Annotated in this window: 23 protein-coding genes; 7 read left to right on the plus strand and 16 right to left on the minus strand. The window is 68.3% G+C overall.

Annotated elements, in window-relative coordinates:
* Positions 1 to 2 precede the first annotated feature (2 nt).
* The 6 genes from M8A51_RS18175 (at position 3) to M8A51_RS18200 (ending at position 6,781) form a co-directional block, all read left to right on the plus strand.
* Positions 3 to 3,254 (plus strand): response regulator, encoded by a 3,252-nt coding sequence (locus M8A51_RS18175; RefSeq protein WP_251779940.1) that lies wholly within the window; start codon positions 3 to 5, stop codon positions 3,252 to 3,254.
* A 135-nt stretch (positions 3,255 to 3,389) separates the two neighbouring features.
* Complete coding sequence (locus M8A51_RS18180) at positions 3,390 to 3,854, plus strand: hypothetical protein (RefSeq protein WP_251779941.1); 465 nt, start codon at positions 3,390 to 3,392, stop codon at positions 3,852 to 3,854.
* A gap of 95 nt (positions 3,855 to 3,949) precedes the next feature.
* A complete protein-coding gene (locus M8A51_RS18185) occupies positions 3,950 to 4,999 on the plus strand; it encodes an SET domain-containing protein (RefSeq protein ID WP_251779942.1) in 1,050 nt (349 codons plus the stop codon).
* A gap of 6 nt (positions 5,000 to 5,005) precedes the next feature.
* Entirely contained in the window at positions 5,006 to 6,037 is a 1,032-nt protein-coding gene (locus tag M8A51_RS18190; RefSeq protein ID WP_251779943.1) for an SET domain-containing protein, read from the plus strand.
* 73 nt (positions 6,038 to 6,110) lie between these two features.
* Positions 6,111 to 6,419, plus strand: a complete 309-nt coding sequence (locus M8A51_RS18195) for a hypothetical protein (RefSeq protein ID WP_251779944.1) — start codon at positions 6,111 to 6,113, stop codon at positions 6,417 to 6,419.
* A gap of 8 nt (positions 6,420 to 6,427) precedes the next feature.
* Entirely contained in the window at positions 6,428 to 6,781 is a 354-nt protein-coding gene (locus M8A51_RS18200) for a hypothetical protein (RefSeq protein WP_251779945.1), read from the plus strand.
* A gap of 45 nt (positions 6,782 to 6,826) precedes the next feature.
* Here the strand turns inward: M8A51_RS18200 and M8A51_RS18205 are convergent, their stop codons facing one another.
* The 14 genes from M8A51_RS18205 to M8A51_RS18270 form a co-directional block, all read right to left on the minus strand.
* Positions 6,827 to 7,231 carry a hypothetical protein gene (locus M8A51_RS18205; protein WP_251779946.1) on the minus strand — a complete coding sequence of 135 codons (405 nt, stop codon included), beginning with the start codon at positions 7,229 to 7,231 and terminating at the stop codon, positions 6,827 to 6,829.
* Positions 7,232 to 7,322: 91 nt separating this feature from the next.
* On the minus strand, positions 7,323 to 7,766 hold the full coding sequence (locus M8A51_RS26380) for a type IV pilin protein (RefSeq protein ID WP_280926093.1): 444 nt from the start codon (positions 7,764 to 7,766) through the stop codon (positions 7,323 to 7,325).
* Positions 7,767 to 8,015: 249 nt separating this feature from the next.
* Positions 8,016 to 8,414 carry a hypothetical protein gene (locus tag M8A51_RS18215; protein WP_251779947.1) on the minus strand — a complete coding sequence of 133 codons (399 nt, stop codon included), beginning with the start codon at positions 8,412 to 8,414 and terminating at the stop codon, positions 8,016 to 8,018.
* Between the two features lie 19 nt (positions 8,415 to 8,433).
* Positions 8,434 to 8,919, minus strand: coding sequence for an HrpB1 family type III secretion system apparatus protein (locus M8A51_RS18220; RefSeq protein ID WP_251779948.1), 486 nt, complete (start codon positions 8,917 to 8,919; stop codon positions 8,434 to 8,436).
* A gap of 102 nt (positions 8,920 to 9,021) precedes the next feature.
* Entirely contained in the window at positions 9,022 to 9,789 is a 768-nt protein-coding gene (locus M8A51_RS18225; RefSeq protein WP_251779949.1) for a hypothetical protein, read from the minus strand.
* Positions 9,790 to 10,030: 241 nt separating this feature from the next.
* Complete coding sequence (locus M8A51_RS18230) at positions 10,031 to 10,507, minus strand: HrpB1 family type III secretion system apparatus protein (protein ID WP_251779950.1); 477 nt, start codon at positions 10,505 to 10,507, stop codon at positions 10,031 to 10,033.
* 101 nt (positions 10,508 to 10,608) lie between these two features.
* Positions 10,609 to 11,253, minus strand: a complete 645-nt coding sequence (locus tag M8A51_RS18235; protein WP_251779951.1) for a hypothetical protein — start codon at positions 11,251 to 11,253, stop codon at positions 10,609 to 10,611.
* 32 nt (positions 11,254 to 11,285) lie between these two features.
* Positions 11,286 to 11,816, minus strand: a complete 531-nt coding sequence (locus M8A51_RS18240) for a hypothetical protein (RefSeq protein WP_251779952.1) — start codon at positions 11,814 to 11,816, stop codon at positions 11,286 to 11,288.
* Between the two features lie 104 nt (positions 11,817 to 11,920).
* A complete protein-coding gene (locus M8A51_RS18245) occupies positions 11,921 to 12,151 on the minus strand; it encodes a hypothetical protein (RefSeq protein ID WP_251779953.1) in 231 nt (76 codons plus the stop codon).
* A gap of 105 nt (positions 12,152 to 12,256) precedes the next feature.
* Complete coding sequence (locus tag M8A51_RS18250) at positions 12,257 to 12,670, minus strand: hypothetical protein (RefSeq protein ID WP_251779954.1); 414 nt, start codon at positions 12,668 to 12,670, stop codon at positions 12,257 to 12,259.
* Between the two features lie 12 nt (positions 12,671 to 12,682).
* Complete coding sequence (locus M8A51_RS18255; protein ID WP_251779955.1) at positions 12,683 to 12,946, minus strand: hypothetical protein; 264 nt, start codon at positions 12,944 to 12,946, stop codon at positions 12,683 to 12,685.
* Between the two features lie 23 nt (positions 12,947 to 12,969).
* Complete coding sequence (gene hrpD5 / locus M8A51_RS18260; protein ID WP_251779956.1) at positions 12,970 to 13,962, minus strand: HrpD5 family protein; 993 nt, start codon at positions 13,960 to 13,962, stop codon at positions 12,970 to 12,972.
* 30 nt (positions 13,963 to 13,992) lie between these two features.
* Positions 13,993 to 15,771: a type III secretion system outer membrane ring subunit SctC gene (sctC, locus tag M8A51_RS18265; RefSeq protein WP_251779957.1), complete on the minus strand. Its 1,779-nt coding sequence runs from the start codon at positions 15,769 to 15,771 to the stop codon at positions 13,993 to 13,995.
* Positions 15,768 to 16,028, minus strand: coding sequence for a hypothetical protein (locus M8A51_RS18270; protein ID WP_251779958.1), 261 nt, complete (start codon positions 16,026 to 16,028; stop codon positions 15,768 to 15,770). The genes sctC and M8A51_RS18270 overlap by 4 nt, the downstream gene beginning before the upstream one ends.
* Before the next feature lie 242 nt (positions 16,029 to 16,270).
* Here M8A51_RS18270 and M8A51_RS18275 point away from each other — a divergent pair, with 242 nt between their 5' ends.
* Complete coding sequence (locus tag M8A51_RS18275) at positions 16,271 to 17,341, plus strand: hypothetical protein (RefSeq protein ID WP_251779959.1); 1,071 nt, start codon at positions 16,271 to 16,273, stop codon at positions 17,339 to 17,341.
* A 97-nt stretch (positions 17,342 to 17,438) separates the two neighbouring features.
* On the opposite strand, the gene M8A51_RS18280 is transcribed toward M8A51_RS18275, so the two are convergent.
* Both M8A51_RS18280 and M8A51_RS18285 read right to left on the minus strand, forming a co-directional pair.
* Entirely contained in the window at positions 17,439 to 17,741 is a 303-nt protein-coding gene (locus M8A51_RS18280; RefSeq protein ID WP_251779960.1) for a hypothetical protein, read from the minus strand.
* A 45-nt stretch (positions 17,742 to 17,786) separates the two neighbouring features.
* Positions 17,787 to 18,098 (minus strand): hypothetical protein, encoded by a 312-nt coding sequence (locus M8A51_RS18285; RefSeq protein ID WP_251779961.1) that lies wholly within the window; start codon positions 18,096 to 18,098, stop codon positions 17,787 to 17,789.
* Between the last annotated feature and the right edge of the window lie 151 nt (positions 18,099 to 18,249).

The raw sequence follows: 18,249 nt of genomic DNA on the forward strand, positions 1-18,249 counted from the left end.
CCATGCGCCGCCTTCCCGGCCTGGCCGCGCTGGGCATTGGCGCCAAGCTGAACCTCAGCTTCGGGGTGCTGATCGGCGTCACGCTGCTGGTGGGAGCGCTGGCCATCGTGGGCAGCCGCGATGCGACGCGCGAGATCGACGCCAGCGCGGGTGCGCGGGCGCCGGCCGTGCTCGCTTCGGCGCAGGCCCATGAAGCGCTGCTGCGCATGCAACTCCACTTGCGCGGCTACCTGGTGCTGTCGGACCGGGACGACGTGCACCGCTACGACGCCGCGAAACTCGAGTTCGAACAGGCCCTGGCCATGCTGGAGCATCTGTCCGTCAACTGGTCGACCGACGACCAGCGGCTGGTGCGGGCCCTGACCACGAACTACGAACGCTGGAAGGGGCTGCCGCCCCACCTTTTTTCACTGCACGAGGATCACCTGCGCAACCGCCCCGCGCTGCGCCTGTCCAGCATCGACGTGCAGGACCGGCGGGTCCGCGTCATGGCGGAACTCGAACAGATGATCACGCTGCAACGCGCCAGGACCGACGTTCCGCGCAACCGGGAAACGCTGGCCGCGCTGCTTTCACTGCAGAGTTCGTTCGACGCGCTGACCACCAACGTGATGGCCTTCGGTGCCTCGGGCGAGAACAACTTCCGGCTCGCCTACGGCCCCCAGCTGGTGACCAATGCGGCGCTGTGGGACGCGGTCAACGCGGCGCGGCCATGGTTCACGAGCCGGCAGTTGCAGCACCTCGACCGGATCGCGGCACTGCGGGCGCAGCTGACCAACCTGGCACTGGAGGTGCGCACCCTCATCGAGGGCGAGCGCGCCTACGAAGACCTGTTCCTGTACCGCACGCAGGTGGCCCCGCAGGCCGCGGGCCTGGTGGACCTGCTGCATGAAGTGACGGCCCGGCAGCAGGCCCAGTTGCAGGCGGAACTGCTGCGCGCACGCGACAGCCTCGTCCGCCTGCGTGCGCAGACCCTGGCCGGCGCCGTGGTGGCCCTGGGCGCGGGCCTGATGCTCGCCTACTTGCTGCGCCGTCGCATCGTGGGGCCGGTGCAGCGCCTGACCGAGGTGGCTGCGCGCATCGCGGCCGGCGACCTGCAGGCGCGCGCGCGGGCCGAATCCAGCGACGAGACCGGCCGGCTCGCTGAAAGCTTCAACACGATGACGGCGCGCTTGGCCGAGACCATCGCCCATCTTGAAGCGGCGTACGGCGAAGCGCGGCAGGCCAAGACCGTCGCCGAACGGGCGAACCAGGCCAAGAGCAGCTTCCTCGCCAACATGAGCCACGAGATCCGCACGCCGATGAATGCGATCCTCGGCATGTCGCACCTGGCCTTGCAAAGCGGGCTCGATCCGAAGCAGCAGAACTACGTGCAGAAGGTGCACATCGCGGCGGAGTCGCTGCTGGGCGTGATCAACGACATCCTCGATTTCTCCAAGATCGAAGCCGGCAAACTGGACATCGAGTCGATCCCGTACAACCTGACGGACGTGCTCGACAACGCGGTCAACGTACTGAGCATGAGGGCCGACGAGAAGAACCTCGAACTGGTGATGGACCTGCCGCCCGATCTGCCGACGGCGCTGGTGGGCGATCCGTCGCGCCTGGGCCAGGTGCTGCTCAACCTGGGCAACAACGCCGTCAAGTTCACCGAGCGCGGCGAAGTGGTGCTGCGCGTGACCGTGCTCGACCGCACCGACATGTCCGCTCGCCTGCAGTTCGAGGTGCGCGACACCGGCATCGGCATGAGCGACGAACTGCAGCAGCGACTGTTCCAGCCGTTCACCCAGGCCGACGCGTCGACCAGCCGGCGGTATGGCGGCACCGGCCTGGGCTTGACCATCAGCCGCCACCTGGTGCAACTGATGGGCGGCAGCTTTCGCGTCGAAAGCGCGCCCGGACGCGGCAGCCGCTTCTTCTTCGAGTTGCCGCTCGGGCTGGCCCCCGCGCCGCCGCCGCGGCGCGACGTCGCTCCGGTGCAAGGCCTGCGCGTTCTCATCGCAGACGACAACGCCACCGCCCGCGAGGTACTGGCCGCCATCGGCCGCAGCCTGGGCTTGCAGGTCGACGTCGCCAGCGACGGCCAGGAGGCCTTGTGCCGCGTCGAGCAGGCCGACACGGACGACCTGCCTTACCAACTGCTCGTGCTGGACTGGAAGATGCCCGGCATGGACGGCGTGACCTGCGCCCACAGGCTGGCGCAACGCACGACGCTGCGGCATCCCGCACCGGTGGTCATGATGGCCACGGCCTTCGGCCGCGATGAAGTGCGGCAGCTCCTGGCCGACCGCGGCATCAGCGTGGCGGCCCTGCTGACCAAGCCCGTGGTCGCCTCCGCGCTGCTCGATGCATGCGCATCTGCGCTCGGCCGGGCGCCCGTCGCGCCCACGGGCGAGCCATGGCGCCGCCGGCGCCGCGCGCTCAACGACGCTCGCGCCGCCCTGGCCGGCGCCCGCGTGCTGCTGGTCGAGGACAACCCCTTCAACCAGGAACTTGCCACCGAGCTGCTCGGCGGCGTCGGGATCGTCGTGCGTGTTGCGGCCGACGGACAGCAGGCCCTGCTGACGCTGGAAAGCGAGAGCTTCGACGCCGTGCTGATGGACTGCCAGATGCCGGTGATGGACGGCTATGAGGCCACCCGCCTGTTGCGCGAGCGGCCGCGGTTGCAGAACCTTCCCGTGATCGCGATGACGGCGAATGCGATGACCGGCGACCGCGAGGCCGTGCTGGCCGCCGGCATGAACGATCACATCGCCAAGCCGATCGTCGTCGAGGACATGTTCGCCACGCTGGCGCGCTGGATCGTTCCCGGCAAGGCCGCAACCACGCCAGCCGCGCCACCGGGCCATGGCAAAGGCGCGAGCCTGCAGGCGCTGCAGGGCATGGATCTGGCCGCGGCGCTGGCGCGGCTGAACGGCAGCGAGCGGCTGTTGCACAAGGCGCTGCTGCACTTCCTGCAGGCCGAACACGACTTCAGCGCACGCTTCGCCGCCGCCTGGGCTGCCGGAGACCGAGACGCGACCCGGCGCATGGCACACGACCTGTCCTCCATTGCCGGCACGCTGGGCATGCACGCGCTGCAGCGCAGCGCCAGGGCGCTCGAACATGCCTGCGTGTCCGGCGACGCGCCGGGCGTCGAGGGACGCCTGCAGGAGGTCTCGCGCACCCTCGTGCCCACCGTGCAGGCGGTCGCCGCGTGGGCCGGCGCGCAGACAGAGGATCGCTTGCCGGATTCTGGGGAGACGTTGGAGTAGCGCTTGGTGGCACCTCACGCCCGCCGCTGCGCTTCGTCGACCCGCGCAGCGCTTCGCTACGGCACCGCTCCCCCCGGGAATGCAACGCTAGCCTGCAACGACCTCAACAGCCACGCACACGATGCAGAGGCCGCGATGACCCAGCTTCCGCACCGCCCCACGGCCCGCCTGCTGCAGCCGGCACCCGCGGGAGACCAACTGCTGAACGAGGTGGCACAACTGCTGGGCCTGCCCGACTTGCAGGCCCAGCAACTGCGCTGCGAGGGCGTCGACCTGGACCGGGGCTATGCCTGCAGGCTGATGATCGACCGCGACACACCCCCCGGAGGCGTGCGCCCCTGCCTGCAGCTGCCGTTGTCGGCCGCCGACCTCGGCGGGCTCGAGGTGGTGCGGCTGCTGGCGATGCAGGCGCAACTGCTCGCCGAAGGGCTGTGGTACCTGGGCATCTCGCACGATGGGAAACTGCAACTGACGGCACTGCAGCTGTTCCGGGTGGCGCACGACATCGTGCAGGTGATCGACGTGGCTGAAGCGACCGCTCGACTCGTCACCCAGGCTCTTGCGCTGGCGCCTGCGCACCCGCCGCGCGTCGCCGCGTGATCGCCTTGCGCGGCGCGGCGGTTGCGCTTCGGCTGCCCTCGTTTCGTTTCGCACTCGCATGCAGCCGGCGCCGGCACGGTGACACGATGGCCCGCATGTCCAGCACTACACCGGGGTGTACAGCCATGAACAGCCAGGAGTTCGTCGGCGCGGTGCTCGCACTGCCCTATGCAGATCAACAGCAGCAGGCCCTGAAGGACTACCTGCACCACGGATACCTGCGCGCCGCGGCGCTGCAGGACGCCGACCAGCGGCGCCGCGCGCTGGTCCGTCACCTGGAACATGCGAAGGAGTGCGTGTGCAGCCTGGGCGATCCGGGCACGCTCGCGAAGGTGCGCCAAGTCAGCCCTGCCCCGCGCCTCGACAGCGCCGCGGCATCAGGCCCTGCGGTTCGAGAACTCGACGACATCTCGCTGGCGATGCACCAGCTGCAGCTGGTGCAGTCGAGCGTGGGACGGGTGTTCTCGATGCTCAAGCAGGTGCGCTATCGGCACCGGCACCGCATCGTCAGGCGAGAGTACCGCGACGAGGACTGCGGCAACTACCCGTTGCGCGATGCAGAGCACCCTGAGGTGCACGTCCGCTCGGCCGACCCCACGAGCAAGGTCTCGCCCAGCGGCCGCACGTACGCCTACGCCGACGTCGAGCCGTATCTCTCGCCGAGCGTCAGCAAGCGCGCCCGCGCCGCGCTGTACCGCTGCCGGCTGCAGGCTCGCACGCTGACTGCCGGTGACCTGAAGGGTCCGCACGAACACCCGCTGGTGGGCCAGCGCGGCGTGTTCGCGACGGCTGCGATCCAGCCGGGCACCTGCCTGGGCGTATACGGTGGCCAGATCATGGACGAGGCCGACATCTTCCTCGTGCCCGACGACCGCTACCTGATCAATGCCTCGCCCGAACGGGTCGGCGAGACGGGCATCAACGGCGAAAACCTGATGTCGCTGACCAACACGCTGTTCCTGGTCGACGAACAGGGCAAGCCTTGCGGCCACCCGGCCACCGGCTACAACCTCGAGGCCGCACAGTTTCACCTCCAGGCGGCGCATGGCTGGAAGCTGATCGTGCACGCCTTCTTCGCGACGACGGAGATCCGGCCGGGCGACGAACTGCGCTGGAACTACAACCTCGGCGGCACGTGGGGGTGAGTCGCGATGGGCACCCAGCAATTCGTCGACGCCGTGCTCGCGTTGCCGCGCGCGCGCCAGCAGCAGCAGGCCTTGCGCGACTACCTGCAGCACGGTTACGCGCAGGCGGCAGCGTTGCTTGACGCTGAACAGCGCCGGCAGGCGCTGGTGCGTCACCTGCGCCACGCGAAGGAATGCGTGTGCAGCCTCGCCGACCCGGCGGTGTTCGAGCACGCCCGGTCAGCAGGCGCCGGTGTCGACGCCGGCCCCACCGACCGCGCGCTCGACGGCCCGGCGATCCACGAGCTCGACGACATCTCGCTGGCGCTGCACCGGCTGCAGCTGGTGCAGTCAGGCTCGGGCCGGGTGTTCTCGATGCTCCGTCAGGTGCGCTATCGCCATCGGCACCGCATCGTCCGCCGCGAGTATCGCGACGAGGACTGCGGCAACTATCCCTTGCGCGACGCCGATCACCCGACCGTGCACGTGCGTTCGGCGCGAGCGACGAGCGTGACCTCGATCAGCCGCCGCACCTATGCCTATGCCGACGTCGAGCCCTACCTGTCGCCGCGCGTGAGCAAGCGGGCCCGCGCTGCGCTGTACCGTCGCCGCCTGCAGGCACGCACCCTGACGGCCGAGGATCTGCGCAGCCCCGAGGAACAGGCACTGATCGGGCAGCGCGGCGTGTTCGCCACCGCACCGATCGAGCCCGGCAGCTGCGTGGGCGTGTACGGCGGGCAGATCCTGGACGAGGCCGACGGTTTTCTGGCGCAGGCCGCGGACGGCCGCTACCTGATCAACGCGTCGCCGAACCGTGCCGGCGAAACCTTCATCAACGGCGAGACCCTGCTGTCGCTGATGAACACGCACTTCCTGTTCGACGACCGAGGCGAACCCTGCGGCCACCCACCGACCGGATACAACGTCGAGTGCGCGGATTTTCTCGTCGAGGCGGCGTACGGCTGGTCGCTGGTTGTCTACGGCTTCTTCGCGGTGACCGAGATCCGGCCAGGCGACGAGCTGCGGTGGAACTACCGCCTCGGCAAGGCATGGACCTGAGTTCATCGTATCCCGAGACGGAAAGATGGACCTGGCGCAAAAACATCGAGCCCCCGCGGGGCCGGAGGACCGCATGGTCGAGGACGCCTGGCGAACGAGCGAAAGGCTGGCCCACCAGGCGCTGAGCGCCGACGCGCTCACCCGCTTTCATGCACTGGTCGACGAGGTGACCGAAGAACTGATGCGCGGCGGCACCGGCGATCGGCGTGTCTGTCGCCTCGACGCCATCACGCTGTTGATGGCCGCGTGCGAGAGATTGCGCGACGAACAGCCCGGCGAGAGCCCGCTGGTCTATCTGCTGCAGGAAGAGCAGCAGAAGGCGGCCGCAGCGCTCGGTCAACATCCCGTGAACGCGCCGGCGCTCGCTTACATGAAGGTATGAGGTGTCCGATGTCAATCAAGTTCGGAAGGCCGATCGAGCCGGCTTCAATCAAGGGCACGCCGGGGACTCAGCAGCAAGGTGGTCCAACGGCGGGCGTGCAGCCCCCCGACGCCACCGGTTCGACGCACGCCGGCGACGGGCCGCCTCTGCCTCGGCGCCATGCGGGCCTGTCCGGCGCGCGCAGCCACCGCATGCAGGCCACCGCGAGCGCGGTGTTGCATCCGGAAACCGTGGCCGCTGAAATCTGTGGCCAGGCCATCTCCGGGAGATTGCCGATCGCAGGGTGCTATTCCTCGAAGGCGCTGGCGTCAGCGGCAGGAGTCGCCTCGAACGGCGTGGCCGCGCTGCTGGGCAAGACATGACGCGCCGCACCGAGCCGCCGCAGGCTCGCTGTCACGGCGGCGGCTTCAGCCGTCGGCCTGCTGCAAGCCCTCACCGGTGCAAGCGCCGCGCAACCGGGTTGCGCCGTGCTCGGCCTTCAGTGCGTTGAGCAGCTGCAGCATCGTCGACAACAGACCCTGCAGCAACTGCATGATCCCCTGAAGCTCGTTTCTCATGCTGTCCGCGCCGTGGGACGGGCCCAGCGGCGCACAACGGTCGGCGTTCTGCGGTGTGCAGCGCCCGGCGGCCGGCAGCGAGTTGAGAGCGCCCGCGGCCGATTGCAATGCGGCAACCAGGTTGTTCACCAGTTGCTCGATGGCTGAGACGGCGCCCCCCGTGCCTGAGGACAGTTCGAGCGGTGCCGCGCGCATCACGGGTGCCGTGATGCCCGGCATGCCGGCGCCGTCGATGCCTCTTATCGCTGTCGCCATGGTGTGCCCCCCCGCTCGCCTGCGCATGGGCTTTGCATGGTGCCGGGCCGCGCGGCAATGCGCCGAGGCATCGGCATGAAGCCCGGGTCCATCAACCGTCGCACTGTCCGCCTTTGAGCGTCCAGCAGGACCGCTCGGGCGCCCCCTTCGGGTGCTCCACGGTCTTGCGCTTGCCGGCCTGGTCGATGGTGTAGACATACCCACGCAGCCGATCCACGCCGGTGGCCGTGGCCACGTAGCGCTGACCGTCCTTGTCCAGACGGCAACTGAACTCGAAGTTCTCCACCTGCGGCACGGGCACCGCGCATTCGTCTGCGCCATAACGCCAGGTGTCCATGTGGCGCTGCTCCATCTTCAAGTGGTAGACCATCAGAGCCGACAAACCGGAGCTCGCGCGGGCGCGGGAGACGTAGTCGCCATACGCCGGCAGCGCGACGGTGCCAAGTATCGCGACGACCGCAACGACGGTCATCAGTTCGATCAGCGTGAATCCGGTGCACTTGCCTTGAAGGGAAGATCCGCTTGCCTGGTTCATGACGAAACTCCTCGATGTGCGATGTGATGCCATGCATTTCGCCACCGAGGCGGGCCACCGGAATGCACGCATGCGAAGCGGCGCGAGGGCATGCGAAACGCGCCTACGCAGTCATGCCGGCCCGTGCGGCCAGGGCGGCCGGCGCAACGTGGCGTGCACCTCAACCGGGTGTTCGAACAAGAGGAAAGGAGGCCGAATCGGCCGAGAGGACGCCGGGGCGGCGGGCAGGGCCCGTTCCGCCACCGGTCGTCACTGATTCTTCATCAGCGTCTGCAGCCCGTTCTTGCTGCTCTGCGCCACATACACGCCGGCATTGAACTGGAACTGCACCAGCGTCACTTGGAGCGTCAGGTCCATCTGCCGCATGACCACCTCGCGGGCGTTCATGTGGGGCGCATCGACAATAAAGCGCTGCACGTCGTTGACCGTCTGCCGGAACAACTCTTCTTCCCGCCGGATGAACTCGGTCGCTGCGGTGCTGCGATCGTTGTTGTGCGGGAGGTTGTGCTGCGTCGCCTCGGGTACGTCGGCCATCAGGCGGTCGAATCGAGTGGACAACGATTGCAGGTCCGGTGCCGGTGGAGTTCCCTGGTCCAGCAACCGATGGCTGAACGCGGTGTCCACCGCATCTATCGCGCCGATCTCCATGTCAGCTCCCGTGCACGGGCTATGCGCGCAGGAAGTTGCCGCCCTGCATCTCACGCGTGGCGGCGGGAGGCACGGCGTCGGCGTCGTCCTCCGCCTTGTCGGCCGCAGCTTGCGGGGACGCCTTCAGCACCGCTTCCGGGTCCAGCATCAACTGCATCAGGCGGATCGCGTCGGGGTTGCCGCCGGAGCGGATGATGTGGTTGGCGGTTTCCGACCAGGACGAATCACCGCTCGCCATCTGGCAGCAGGCGATCAGCGCCTTGGCCACGTTGGGCGCTGTGCTGTTGGTGTCCACGCCGCGCAGCATGCGCATCGCGTCCTCCCAGTTGTTGCGTTTCATCGCAATGACGGCTTCGAAAGTGTCGAGCTCGAGCATGCGCGGACGCATGGCGCGCAGCGCGGCGAGGACCCGCTCCGAGTCCTCGACCTGATCGTGGTACAGACCGTAGTCCAGCACGTCCACGAGCGCACGGAACAGCTCTTTGCTGTCGAGTTTGGGATCCATGGTGACTCTCCAAGAATGAGGGGTATCGGGAGCCGCGAGCGCCGGAGAATGGCGCCCGCGGGTTCAGGCTGCTGTTGCAGCAGCGCCAGGCAGGCAGCCGGATCAGAAGCCCGCCATCATCGGCTTGGGCATGTTCATCTGCTGCATGCCCATCGGCGCCTGCATCTGGTTCAGGCCCATCTGCAGCATTTGCAGCCCCTGCGTGGCCATCTGCATGCCTTGCATCTTCTGCATCATCTGCATCATCTGCTGCATCAGGCCCATGGCCATCTTGTTGCAGCCACCGCAACCGCCCATGCCGCCCATGCCAGGCATGCCCATGCCGGGCATGCCACCCATGCCGGGCATGCCACCCATGCCGGGCATGCCACCCATGCCGGGCATGCCCCCCATGCCGGGCATGCCGCCCATGCCAGGCATGCCGCCCCCCATGCCGGGCATGCCGCCATTCATCTTCGACATCATCATCATCATCATGAGCGGTGCCATCATCTGCATCAACCCGCTCATCATCTGCATCAGCCCCTTGGGACCGCAGCCGCCGCCCATGCCGCCCATGCCTGGCATGCCCATGCCTGGCATGCCCATCCCCGGCATGCCCATGCCGGCTCCCATGCCAGGCGCACCGCCGCCGCCGCCGAGGTTGCGCAACGCACCCAGCATCTCCGCGGCGCTGCCGAGGCAACTCATGATGTTGGACGCCATGTCGAGCTGCTTGCTGACCTTGTCGAATCTGCTGCCGCCCGGTTTGTCGGGACCGCCCGGCTTGTTGCCGTGCACGTCCGGCCGCTGCCCATTGGGGCCGTAGTTGTCGTGTTTGCTGGGCGTGGTTTGAGGGGTATGTGCGTTCCCGCCAGTCACTTTTGCCATGATTCGTACCTCTTAAAAAATTCAGAACCAAAAAACGGGAAGATGCGCGGTTCGGGCACCGGGCCGCCCGAAGGCCGGCCGGAGCAGGGAGCTCCGCGCACTCCCCAACCAAGGTCGTGGAACATCGCTACGACCGTGGGCCGGCCGGCATTCGAGACCGCTGAAAGGGCGCTCCCGTCGGCGTCGGTGGTCCGCGTATCGATGCGATGCGTGTACTTCAACGTCAAACTCCTTCGATGCGTCAGGCCCGCAGCGCGGCATAGACCAGGTGCGCCTGCTGTGGGTCGCTCGCCGCTGCAGCCGCAGCGGTCGGCGGTACGGCGCTCGCCTCGTCCGTACCGAGTTCCGGGTGCAGCAGCAGTCGCACGAGCTGGACCGCTTCATGGGTGTCACCGGCATCGACCACCTGCCGGGCCATCGCCGTCCACCTCGTGTCGCCCATCGCGCACTGGCAGAACGCCAGCAGGGCCTTCGCCAGGCTGCTGCCTTGCGAGTCCGAATCGGCCATGTTGCCGAGCAGCCGAACCGCATCGGTCCAGTAGCCCCGCTTCATTGCGATCCAGGCTTCGAAGGTGTCCAGTTCCAGCATGCGGGGACGCAATGCCCGAAGGCAAGTCAACACCCGCTCCGCGTCGTCCAGCCTCTCGTGCGTGACGGCGAGGTTCAATGCATCGACCAGCCCCGAGAAGAACTCCTTGCGGTCCAGCCTCGAATCCATCATCGGTCTCCAATAGAACTCGGTGCCGTCGCGAGCCGGACACGGCTCCCGAGGCGATCACGCCGGGAATTTCGTCCCGGCTCCGCGGGCCATTGCCGCCATCAGCCGTCGGGCCCGGAGGCCGCAGCAGGGGAACGTCGAAAGGCGTGGTGGCTTCCGGCGGCTCGAGCACCTGCCGGAGGCCCCGCAGCTGTGTTGCTGACCAGTTCGTGCGCAAGTACCAGCAGGCCTGCCCCCAGCGCCTGCAGTCCGAGCTGCGTCAGCGCGTAGGCTTGCCGCTCCCACTGCGGCGCGTACTGCTCATGAGGCAGCGCCGGCACCTGCATCCACATTGGCAGCGCCGCGTCGTTCGACGCGATGCCGCCCTTCATCCGGCGCCCGCCCGCCGCCTGTCGGCGTGCCGTGCCGGCGCAAAAGATCTGCATCAGCGGGGCCAGCATCTGCATCAGCCCCTGCAACAAATTCAGCATGACCGCCACGCGGCCCGCCGCGACGGCATCGGTGCCAGCCGGTCGCGGGTCGCCGTCGGTCGCCATGTCCCAGACGAGGGACTGCGGTTCCTGGCCGAGCGTTGCGGCCACCTCGGCCATCGCGGACTCGATGACCGCTCTGACGCTCGCCCTGGCCTTGCGCTGTTCCGCTGCCTCCGGTGTCCGGCCTTCGCTGCCGGTGTCGTCGATGCGGGCGAGACAACGTGCGTTGCCTGCCTGGAAGCGGTGATCACCACGAGCTGCTTCGGGTCGCACGTCTTGATCCTTTCGAGAGGTTCCCGGGGCGTTCACGCGGGGATCGCCTGTGCAAAACTCATCAGGCCATCGCCCATGCCGATCAGGCCGTCGCCGAGCTGGCTCAGCGGGCTGCCGCCCGGCAGCTGACCGGCCGCGGCGTTGGCTTGCGGTGTGGGGCTGAAGCCGCCGGGACCCTGCCCGCCCTGCCCGCCTTGCTCGCCCTGCTGCATCATCTGCATCATCTGCATCATCATCATCATCAGCTGCATGAGCATCTGCAGCAGGCCCATCACGTCCTGCTTGCCCTTGCCGCCCTGGCCGGACTCGGCTCCGCCGGGGCCTTCGGCCCCGCTCGGGCCCTGCCCGCTTTCGGGCTGGCCGAGCTGCTGTGCCGCCTGCTGCTGATTGCCGTTGAGCGCCTGACGCAGCGTATCGAGCGCGTTCTTCGTTTCGCCCGACGGCTGCTGTCCGCCGCTCGACAAGGTCTGCTCGAGCATGTCGAGCATCATGTTGCCGAAAAGGTTCTGCACGCCGCCGGCCCCGCCGACGCCGCCGACCCCACCCACTCCGATATCAGCCATTTCATCTCTCCTTCAAGTAGCGGGCGCAGCGCAGGCTTGGTCGAGGCCCGCCTGCCGAGGCACGGCGGCACCAACGCGCCGCGCCGCGCCCTGGCCCTGCCGGGTCAGGCAAGGTTCTTGACGCCTTCGCCAGCGGCCTTGATGCACTTTGCGAGCGCTTCGACCATGGCCTTGACCATCTGCATGATCGACATCTCGAGCTGCATCTTCATGCCATGCAGCATCTGCGCGTTCTGGATCTTCTGCATGGCCTCGCCCATGGCCATCGACTGGCCAGCGGCAGCGCCCGACATCCCGACCCCGGCCCAGCCGGAGCCACCAATACCACCCATCATTTCGCTCTCCTTTCATACGTCGATGCGGCCGGCAACACGCCTGCCGTCGCAGCGCCTCGCGGCGCCGCAAGGGACACGTTGCAGCGGGGTCTCCCGCCGCAACAACTACTGCACGTTCAGGCTGGACAGGTACTGGATCAGCCCTGTCGCCCCTTCGCGCGCGACTTGATCCGTGCTGGTCGCCAGCACGTTCTCGATCAGGTTCTTCCATTCCGGGTCGCCGGCCAGCATCAGCGAGACGGCCAGGGCCACCTTCGCCTTGTCGTCCTCCGGGTCGGCTTCCAGGCGCTTGCCGATCTCGGCCTGCGCGAAGGAGGCGTCGCCGCCGATGCCCTGCGCGAGCGCCCGGTACATTCGGTACTGCGCCGGGTCCGCCAGCGTGGCCTCGACGGCCACGCTGACCTTCTCGGCGTCTTCGTGGGCCCGGTAGCACGAGCCGAGCAGGCCCACCGTCATCAGGTTGCGATAGACCACCGGATAGCCGGAGGTGTCTTCGATATTCGTGCTGCTGTCGTTCATGCCTGCATCTCCTCAAGCCGGCAGCGAAGCCGAGTGCAGCGTTTCCCAGACGTGGCGGACGATGCGCTGCGAAGCGCGAAAGCCGTCCTGCAGCTGGGCTGCGAGTTGTCGCTCCGCATCGTGGGCGGCCTTCTGCACCATCTGTTCGCTGGCCTGCGCGACCTGGTCGAAGTACTGCAGCATGGCGCGCGCGCGGTCCCCCGTGAGGTCCTCCGTCAGCGTCTGCTCCAGCTTGGACATGTCCGCCAGGACTTCATGCTCCAAGGCGTCGTTCATAAGGTTCTCCTGTTCAATGCTCTCTACTGGGGTTGACGAATCAGGGATGCGTGACCGAGGTCACCGGTCCCTGTGCTGGAAACGATCAAATGTTTGGTACCGTCCCTGGTCTGAACGTACTTCAGTCCGTCGGAGACGAGCATCGCGTTCATATGCACGCGCTGCGGCGGTGGCAGCTCGGTGACCGCCACGTCGATGCGCTGCACCAATGGGCCGACGTCGCCCGCGATGCGGTTGGCCGAGGTGCGCAGGTGGTCCACGTCGACGACACCGCCTTCGACCAGGAAGACGCCGTCACCGCGATAGCTCACGTGCAGTGCCGGATCCGCCAGCGCGTCGGAGATCGATTGGGCAATGCTGCTGGCAGCCGCATACCGGTGGACGATCTTTCCGCCGTCGAAGCGCCGCAGGGTCTGGCGAGCGAGCGCGACGTCCGCGGACCCCTTCACCAGTCCCTCGACGACGATCTTGCTGTCGACCTCCCGCACCGCCAGCGAGACCAGCCCCTGCCGTGCCAGTGCGGCGGCCACCTGGACCCGCAACGGCTCGGCCGGCGTCCTCGCCTGCGCCTCTTGTGTGGAATTGGCCAGCAGCACGCCGAATCCGCCGAGCATCAGCGAACAAGCGATGCCTCCTGCCACCGCCGTCGTGCGCAGCTTCTGCATCTTGGCGCCTCGCGCCCGGCGAGGCGGTTTCAGCAGGCGGCCGAGCAGCTCCACGTCGCTGGGCCATGCGGCGTCGTCGTCCGGGCCGACGCACAGCACGATGTCGTCGAAGCGGCGCGGCACGAGATGCTCGAGCGCGGTCTCGCGTCCGCCGCCGCTCGTTGCCTTGGTGTTTGCCACACTCATCCGGACCACCTTGCTTTTTTCGTCCACCGTCAGCACGACGGGACGGTGCTTCCAATCCGTGATCTGCACGTCTGCATCGTCTGCGCTGCCGAGCGTGCACTCGTCACCGCTCAACCTTAGGCGGGCGCCGGCATGCCGCCCGGTCAGAATGCGAAGCTGTTTCATGGCTGGCGAATCCATAGAGGCACAAGCCGGCTAACGCACGGCCTGCGGATGCTGCCCGGCCGCCTGGCCGGTCAGCTCGACGTCGCGCAGCAGGCGCGGAGTGATCAGGAACAGACGCTCGCTGCGTGCGCTGCTGCTTTCGTTCCAGCGGAACAGTGCGCCGACGAGCGGCACGCGCGAGAGACCGGGCACGCCAGCCACGCGCTCGCCGTCGGACTCGACCGCGATGCCGCCGATCAGCAGGCTCTCGCCTTCGTTCATGTAGGCCTCGGTGACGATCTCGGTGCGGCGCAGGATCGGCACCTGATCGACCGTCGCTTCCTCGAAGTTGCCGTCGACGATGTACAGCGACAGCTTCAGGCGGCTGTCGGTGCCATGCGACGTGACCTGCGGCGTGACCTGCAGCTCGGTGCCTGCTTCGACCTGATAGAGGTTGGCCTCGAGGTTGCCTGCCACGCGCACGTTCACGATGCGCTTTTCCTTCATGACCGCGGGCCGATTCGCGACACCCAGCACGCGCGGAGTAGCCACCACCTTGGCCTTGCCGTCGGCGGCCAGCGCGTGGATGCGCGCGGCGAGTTCGCGACCCGCATTGGCCCAGACCGTGCCGATCGTGAAAGTGCCGGCCGCGCTGGCGATCGCGTCGCCGGAGTCGCTGGTGCCGCCGGCCGGACTGGTCACGGACACCTTGCCGCGCGCCGTGCCCGCGGACCAGTTGATGCCCAGGCTGTCGACGCTGTCGCTGCGCACGTCGATGATCATCGCTTCGAACTCGATCAACGAAGGCTCGACGTCGAGACGGCGGATCACCTCGGCGTACTCCGACATGCGGTCGGCTCGGCCATAGACGATGACGGCGTTGCTGCCGTCGTCGGCCTGAAACGACGGCGCGTCCTCTTCGGCGCCGACCGGGCTGGACACGCCGCGCGCCGCACGCCCGGTCATGGAGCGCTCCGGCGACTCGGCCATGCGCGCCTGCGGCGACTTGTGCCCCAGCTGGGGCGACATGCTGTCCAACCCGTACTGCTTCTGGATGGCCAACGCCTTGCCGGCGATGCGCTCACCGTCGGTGGTCTGGTCGCTTTCGGTGCCTGTCGGTTCGCCCTTGTAGAGCCCCCGCAGCACCGAGGCCATGCCGGGAACGACACGGTCGCCCAGCTTGCGGTCCCCCGCCCACGCGTATCGCAGCGAGAACACCCGCGTGATGCGGCGCGTCCGGTCGGTGGCACCCACGTCGAGGGACTCGATGGCTGCACTCACCAGCTCGACGTGCCGAGGCGGCCCGTAGACCAGCAGCGTGCTCTCTGCACGGTCGTAGCGCAGCGGGTAGCGGCGATCGGCCAGCTGCAGCGATCGCAGCAGGTTGTCCACCTGCGCGCCGGTGTAGCCCTTGAGCCGGAAGATGCGACTCTGGATGGCCCGCGACGGGTAGAAGTAGATGGCGGCCCCGTCGTAATACCAGATGATGCCGTACGCCTTGGACACCGCCGACAGGAACTCGTTGGGCGTGGTGTCGAAGCTCGCCTGCACTACCCCATCGACTCCCTCTGCCACCACGCCGGCGACGCCCTGGCTGGAGGCGAAATCGATCAGCACCTCCGACAGCCGCTTGCTTTCGGCCTTGTAGACGAAGCGCTGCACCGGCCAACGGATCGGCGGCCCCGAGGCCGCCGCCGCGGATGCCGTGGCCGCCTGCGAGGACTGCGGCGCAACAGCAGCCGCTCCTGCCATCGCGAGCAGCGCGGCGAGCAGCACGCGCACCGCCCGCAGCGCCGCCGCGCGGCTGCGCTGGATGCGAGACGCCGTCACTTGTCTTCGTCCTCGGAGTCGTCCTTGTCCAGCGCCAGCTTGAGGAACGGCATGGACATCATCGGCGGCATCATCGGCATGGCACTGGCCATGACCGTCTGCTGCAGCAGCTCCTCGAACCTGTCCTGCTGCGCCTGGGTGGGCGCGGCGCCCGGGGCCGCGCGCTCGGCGGCGGCCGCGGAGGACACGGCGGACACCCCGGAGCCCGCGGTAACCGGGGACACGGGCGTGATGGCGGTGATCGGAAGGGTCGACATGCGGGCTCCTTGCTGAACTGGAAGCTAAGGTAGGACCAGGCCGCCGCGATGCATGCGCCCGGAGCGAAGAACCCCCCGCCGGCACGAAGCGGCCGCCCTCGGAAGCACCGCGCTGCGCGGCCCCTTCGTCGTCCGGTGCATGGCTTCGTCGTCGAGCCCGGCATGCGCGTCGCTTGCACCACCGTGGCCACCGCAGGCCTGCATGCAGCAAGCGGCCTGCTCATGCACACAGGAGACAGGCCATGACCGATGCATCGTCACGTATCGAAGGCGCCGCAAGCGTTCATGACGCCACCCGTCTGGCGAACCAGCGCCTGCTCGAGATGCTCGCCGAGCGCATGGACGGCAGCCCCGAGCGCTCGGGCGCCGGGAACGCGCTCGACCAGCTGCGCAAAAACATCAACGACAACCTGCAGGCAGCGGCGTCGAAAGCCGCCGGGTCCGCGCAGACCGACCCGGGAGCCGCAGCCACCGACCCCACCACCCTGCCGACGGCGGCCAAGGCGGGCGGCAAAGGCAGCAATGACGGCATCCTGGTGCAACTCGATCCGGTGCTGCAGCAGGCCGCGCTGCTGCTGCAGCAGGCGGGCGACGCCACCCGCCAGCAAGCGGCGCCGGCGCTGCTCGACCGCCTGGCGTCCGGCGGTGCGCAGATGCTGACGGCAGGCGACGACGGCACGTATGCCGGCAGCGGGTTCATGCCTGGAAGCCATCCCTGGCTGCAACTGCCCGAGTCGTTCTCGGCGCGCAGCACCTTGCCCGACGTCATGGCCAAGGGCGACGCAGACGGCTCGTTGAACCAGTCCGGCGGGGATGGGTCGAGCTCCACACGGCAGCGAACCGAAACCACACGCGCCCTGGCAGACGGCGTGGCGACGGGCGCCGTCCACACCGGGCCGATCGGCGCGGCTGCGGCGCGGAGCATCGCGCTGGAGTTCCATCTCACGCTGCCGCAGGCCGCTGGCGTGGTCGCCGGTGCGCTGCACGTCGGCGCGGATCGGGCGGCCGCACGCCGGTACGACGCAGGCCGACGCCGGGCCCCGCAAAGCAGCGCGCGCAGGCAGCGCTTTCTCGACTTCGCCTTGCTGCAGCAGCTGGACCCCGAGACGCCGCAAGCGGCTTGTACCTTCGCGGCGCACGAGCTGCGCAACGAACTGGCCGGGCTGTTGCCGCTGCTGAGACGCGCGCGAACGGCCGAGGAAGCGGTGCAGATGCTGCTGCGTCACCTCGACGGGGACGAGGCGCCGGCGGACGTAGAACAGGCCCGCACCGCGCAAGCGATCCTGGGCCAGCTCGGCACGCCCGGGTCATAGATGCGCCGCAAGTGTCCGCACCGGCGTCCGCAACGGCCCTGCGGCCGAGGCCGCCGGTGCCCAGCCTGGCGACTCGGCGGGTGCCGCCGGCCTCCGGTCAGCGTTTCAGAGCGGCATCGATCCAGCTCAAGGCTTGCGCCAGCTCGGCAGGGCGACCCTGTGCATCGCGCCATCCGTCGGCCTCTCGCATGCAAAGGCTGGCGGTGTCACGGCCGATCGAGAAGGACTGCAGCCCGCCGATCCAGGCATGACAACAGGCGTGCAACATCACCTGATGCCAGTGCTGCGGGTCGACCGACAGGGGACGACTGACGCTCCATCGAAAGGCGTGCGGCGTGCTGCGATCGTGCACGAGGCTGCCGGCAGCCGTTGCAGCCTCCGGATTCAGGGTGTTCTCCATGCGACGACTCCGTGGGTCAGGTGTTGTCGGATCGACGTTTGCCGCTCAGACCGGCCCGCGCTGATCGGCGAGCAGCCCGTCGGGCCTGCGCTCGCGCCGATGCGCGGCGCCACCGCCCATCAGCAGCCGCTGCCAGCGCTGTGTGTTCTGGTCGAAGGCCTCGATCACCGCATCCGGGACACTTCCGTTGAGCATCGACACGCGCGCCATCTCCACGGCGTTGACGAAGCGGTGCTCCCAACGGTGGAGGGCGTCGTCCGACAGCGCCGGTACCAGCGACATCAAGGCCACGTCCAGCGCAGCGAGGCTGCCCCGCAGTTCACAGATCGTCGAAACCATCTCCGGCTCGGCATTCATACGTCACCTCCGCGCTGCATGCTGCCGCGACACCCGATCGCTCTTTCGATTGCCGCGAAGCGATGGGCGCGTGCCCGAACCGACAGGAGCTGCCTGTTCGCGCGCCAGCGGCCGCGGCTTCGTCGGCCCCCTCACCGCTTCGTCCGCACAG

It is taken from the genome of Caldimonas mangrovi (assembly GCF_023721835.1).
In the GTDB taxonomy this organism is placed as follows: domain Bacteria; phylum Pseudomonadota; class Gammaproteobacteria; order Burkholderiales; family Burkholderiaceae_C; genus Caldimonas; species Caldimonas mangrovi.